The following is a 4116-nucleotide window of genomic DNA, read 5'->3' on the forward strand; positions in this document are numbered from 1 at the left end:
CCTCAATTTGCATCTTACTTAAGTAGTTTTCTGACGGACCCTAGTTTAATTATACCTTAGATTAATCCAAGTGGTATCGTCGAGAACCGCTGAAAATTAAAATGATTTTGGACAGTGAGAGCTGTCAGCCAAATTAAACCGGGCGGATTTAGTGGCCAAACGGCACGCTTCAGTTACGGCAGTCGCATTAATTTGGCTCCTTATATTCGAATGGGACAGTATTACGGGCGCGATCAGCGCAAAAATAGGCGGGTAAACAAACCAACCGGATGAGCGCTCACGCATATGGTGAATCGCCATCCGGTTGGTTTGATTATCTTATTCAGTTAATAAGAGTTGGTCTGGATCGTTGATTTGGATGATTTTGCCAGTCTTTTGGGTAATCAGGCCTTGGCGTTCAAATAACGCAAGCTTGCGGCTAATGCTTTCAGGGGTGGTTCCCAAGAAGGTCGCTAAGTCCTTCTTCTTTAATGGTAATTTAAACGCGTCCGTCTTGAGTGCAGCCGCCGTTTCCGTAAGGTAGTTGGCTAGGCGCGCTTCGACGGACTCGGTCGCCGTGCTCGTCGTTTGGCGTTCCAGCTGGGTGAGCCGTCTGCCGAAGACGTTTAAGACGTTGATGCTGATGCTAGGATATTGTTGCATCAACGCTTGAAAGTCGGCGCGGCGGATGCTGCAGACATCGGTTGGAACCAACGCTTCGCCAAAGGACGTGCGGCGTTGGTTCTCGAATAAGGCAGCTTCGCCATCAATATCACCAGTTTGTAATAAGTACAGTAACTGTTCCCGGCCATTTGCGGCTAATTGATAGACTTTGACTTGGCCGTTGGCGAGAATCATCAACGAATCGAGTGGGTCGTCAGCGCTGAAAATGGTGCTGCCGGCTGGAAAGTGATGCTGCTGAACGATCGTTTCAATTGTATCTAACTGTTCATCAGCGAGTTCCTTGAAAATCGGCACTAACTGAACGCATTCATGCTCTGCCATGAGAACCCCCCTAATTAGATTCATCTTTACTATACCAGATTTCTGCTATGGCGTAGGCGTTCGCGTTTCATCTATGGCTTGATTTTTAACAATTTTATTGTAACTGAAAACTTTTTATTATTTCTTGACGGCGGTCAAGTTCTTATCAATAAAATCCGGTTATGATAGAACCATCAAATGAGTTGATACGGAGGTAATTGAAATGAAAATTATTATGCAATTAGGAACGTTGGCCTGCCCATCATGCATGACCAAGATTGAAAAGGCTGTGTCGAACCACGAGGGTGTTGAAAATGTCAAAGTGTTATTCAATGCTAGCAAGGTCAAGGTCAACTTTGATCCAGAAGTAACGTCGGCCGATGATTTGGCACAAGTCGTGACTGGTTTGGGCTATGAAGTAGAAAACGTTAAGGTTAAATAGGAGGACGCATTCATGAGTGAATTAACAATCGATGAACAATACGCCGCTGAATTAAAACAAAGTGATATTGACCACCACGTCCCGACTGCCGGTGCGATGACGAATCACATCCTGTCGAATCTAATGGTCGCATATGTTAAGCTAAGTCAGGTCAAATGGTACGTCAAAGGCCCGCAATCATTGGCATTGCGGACGGAATATCAACAACTGATCGACCAAAATGTCCGTCAGTTTGCTGAACTCGGTGACTTACTCTTAGATGAAAACCAAAAGCCATCTTCCACAACGGCTGAATTAACCAAGTATTCAATGTTGGAAGAAAACGGGGCTTTCAAGTATCAATCCGCTGATGAACTCGTGGCCGCAACAATCAAGGATTTTGATACGGAAAACCTATTCGTTGACCGGGCTATCAAGTTAGCTGAAAAAGAGACCCGGCCAGCATTAGCCGCATGGTTAGTCGCTTACCGCGGTAGCAATAATCGCAACATCCGGGAACTGCAAGCCTACTTGGGCAACGAGGCACGTACCGGACTAGATGAAGAAGACGAAGATGATGACTAATTAGTCAGGTCAGTTCAAACTAAGTGCTCGGGATCGCCATTGTGTGGGCAGGCGATTCCGGGCACTTTTGCTATTGTGACTAGGCTGCGCTATACTAGCGACATTAATTAAGGGAGGGACCCCAAGATGTCGATTAGTGATATTATCATGTGGACGTTTGTCTTTATTATCGCGACTGGGTTCGTAACGGTTGTTTCAACGACAGTACTGTTGAAACGAGCAAAACGAGCGCCCAAGGATACCGAGCAGTCCCACAGTGATGACGAGGATGACTGGAAAAAAGATGATTGGAACCATGATGATTGGAAAAAGGGCGACTGGAAGGATTAGTGGCGTTAGCTGGCGCCAATTGGAAAATAACCAGCGCTGTTAGTAGTTGAGTTGGCGGATTAATTGGTCAGCTTATCCGCGTCCTGGTCTGGCCGTAGTTGACCTTAAATAATGATGAACACAACGAGTGATTAATATTAAACGTGCGTGATTGCAGCAATCAAATGAACTTGATGCTGCAGTCACGCACGTTTTTTAGAATCGATTGAATGTTATTTCGTTTTTAACAACAAGTCTAATGAATGCTCGAGGTTCTGAACATCGGCACTTGTCATATTGTCGACGCAATTATTGATGTTGCGGGCAATGACCAGCTTCATTGCCTTGTCGATGCTGGACTTGACCGCGGAAAGTTGAACGAGAACGTCGTCGCAAGGGCGGCCCTCATCCATCATCCGCAAGACGCCGTCCAGTTGACCAGCGGAGCGCTTCAAACGGGTCTGAATTTGTTTACTGGTGACATATTCTTCGGTCGTTGCCATGGAGACCTCCTATCGACTTAATCGAGTGCTTTTTGAAGTTCGGCTTCAAAGGCCGGCTTTGGCCGCGCGCCCACGAGATGACTAACGACTTGGCCATCCTTCTTGATTAGGAAGGTTGGGATCCCTTGAACTTGGAATTGGCTCGCAATTTCTTTGTCGTTGTCGACATTCAATGAGACGAAGTTGACCTTGTCTTTGTAGTTGGCATCTTCGGACAATGACTTCAAAATTGGGTCCATCATACGACATGGCGGGCACCAGTCAGCGCGGAAATCAACGACGGCAATCCCAGTATCCGTTTCTTTGGCAAAATCTTGATCATGAATTTCTTTAATCATGTTAACCCCTCCAGATGTGCATTATTAACAATTACTAATATACCCCCATAGGTATACAGATGCAACTTTTTTGTCCAAATGACCAATTTATCAAGTTAACTTTCAAATGGCTGACGTACAAACGTTTTCCTGGGTTTGACAGTTATGTGGGGAAGCCTTACGATGACCACGGGGAAAAGGCTTTTTTAACCTTAATGTCAGGAGGGGATTTTGTGACTAACACGAAGTCGGACCATGCTAAAAACCAAGTTTTAGACTTATTTACTCGGTTACAGCTTTCACTGCAGCAACATGCTACGCCCGAGCGTTACCAGTATGTGCTAAATATTCTTGAGACTGGTATCAGTAAAGTCAAACATAATCAACAGACGCCTGAACGCAAAGCCCGCGTTGTCTATGACCAGATTGCCAGTCAGGTGTTTGTCGATAAGTTACACTTCACCACCGACGAAAACAAAGTGCTAACAGCAATCAATGAAGTGACGCATTCTCAGAAGGGGTGGGGCGAGTTCAGCATGCTAGGAACGACCAATACGTGGCCTAGCCAATAATACGGATAAGGGGGTGTGGTTTGCTTGCGCCGATTTCCGCTTGTTATGATTCCTTTATGGTTGTCAGCTGACCTGCCATAAGGGACTTTTTTGCATGCCAAGTTCTAGATGTTCAGCAACTGAAAGTTAGCTTTAATGACTGAACTCCAGTACGCAAGTCTGTCTGAAGTCAAGTGGTGGATAGCGACACTGGTGGTAAATTAAGTCCTGCAATTATTGAGTTGCGTCAATTATGAACCAGGGTGAGAATCTGATTCGCCAGTTTGAATTCTGATATCGTGCTTGCTAAACGTCGCTAGCTCGGCTTTAATACGCGCGGGGGTATAAGTAGGAGGCCGGCTCAGATGATTAGAAATGGCTTATCACAGTAAAATGAAGCGTTTACATAAATGGCTTTATATGCTATCCTTCAAAGTATCATAGATGCTCGGTACCATACGAGGAGG

7 protein-coding genes are annotated in these 4116 nt (G+C 45.4%); 4 read left to right on the plus strand and 3 right to left on the minus strand.

Going from position 1 to position 4116, the window contains the following annotated elements; all coding sequences use genetic code 11:
- Positions 1–318: 318 nt before the first annotated feature.
- A complete protein-coding gene (locus tag FC65_RS09135; protein ID WP_056972433.1) occupies positions 319–984 on the minus strand; it encodes a Crp/Fnr family transcriptional regulator in 666 nt (221 codons plus the stop codon).
- A gap of 202 nt (positions 985–1186) precedes the next feature.
- Between FC65_RS09135 and FC65_RS09140 the strand changes: the two genes are divergently transcribed.
- The 3 genes from FC65_RS09140 (at position 1187) to FC65_RS09150 (ending at position 2299) form a co-directional block, all read left to right on the plus strand.
- Complete coding sequence (locus tag FC65_RS09140; RefSeq protein ID WP_056972435.1) at positions 1187–1405, plus strand: heavy-metal-associated domain-containing protein; 219 nt, start codon at positions 1187–1189, stop codon at positions 1403–1405.
- A gap of 12 nt (positions 1406–1417) precedes the next feature.
- Positions 1418–1969: a Dps family protein gene (locus FC65_RS09145; RefSeq protein WP_005691109.1), complete on the plus strand. Its 552-nt coding sequence runs from the start codon at positions 1418–1420 to the stop codon at positions 1967–1969.
- A gap of 126 nt (positions 1970–2095) precedes the next feature.
- The gene (locus FC65_RS09150) at positions 2096–2299 is read left to right on the plus strand and encodes a hypothetical protein (RefSeq protein ID WP_005691111.1); all 204 of its coding nucleotides are present in this window, start codon (positions 2096–2098) and stop codon (positions 2297–2299) included.
- Between the two features lie 212 nt (positions 2300–2511).
- On the opposite strand, the gene FC65_RS09155 is transcribed toward FC65_RS09150, so the two are convergent.
- Together FC65_RS09155 and FC65_RS09160 are read right to left on the minus strand one after the other, a co-directional pair.
- Positions 2512–2781 (minus strand): metal-sensitive transcriptional regulator, encoded by a 270-nt coding sequence (locus tag FC65_RS09155; protein WP_046811166.1) that lies wholly within the window; start codon positions 2779–2781, stop codon positions 2512–2514.
- Positions 2782–2798: 17 nt separating this feature from the next.
- Positions 2799–3119, minus strand: a complete 321-nt coding sequence (locus FC65_RS09160; protein WP_005691113.1) for a thioredoxin family protein — start codon at positions 3117–3119, stop codon at positions 2799–2801.
- Positions 3120–3331: 212 nt separating this feature from the next.
- On the opposite strand from FC65_RS09160, the gene FC65_RS09165 reads away from it, so the two are divergent.
- Positions 3332–3670 (plus strand): PbsX family transcriptional regulator, encoded by a 339-nt coding sequence (locus tag FC65_RS09165; RefSeq protein WP_156408615.1) that lies wholly within the window; start codon positions 3332–3334, stop codon positions 3668–3670.
- Positions 3671–4116 lie beyond the last annotated feature (446 nt).

This window comes from Ligilactobacillus acidipiscis DSM 15836 (genome assembly GCF_001435755.1).
GTDB classification, from domain to species: Bacteria; Bacillota; Bacilli; order Lactobacillales; family Lactobacillaceae; genus Ligilactobacillus; species Ligilactobacillus acidipiscis.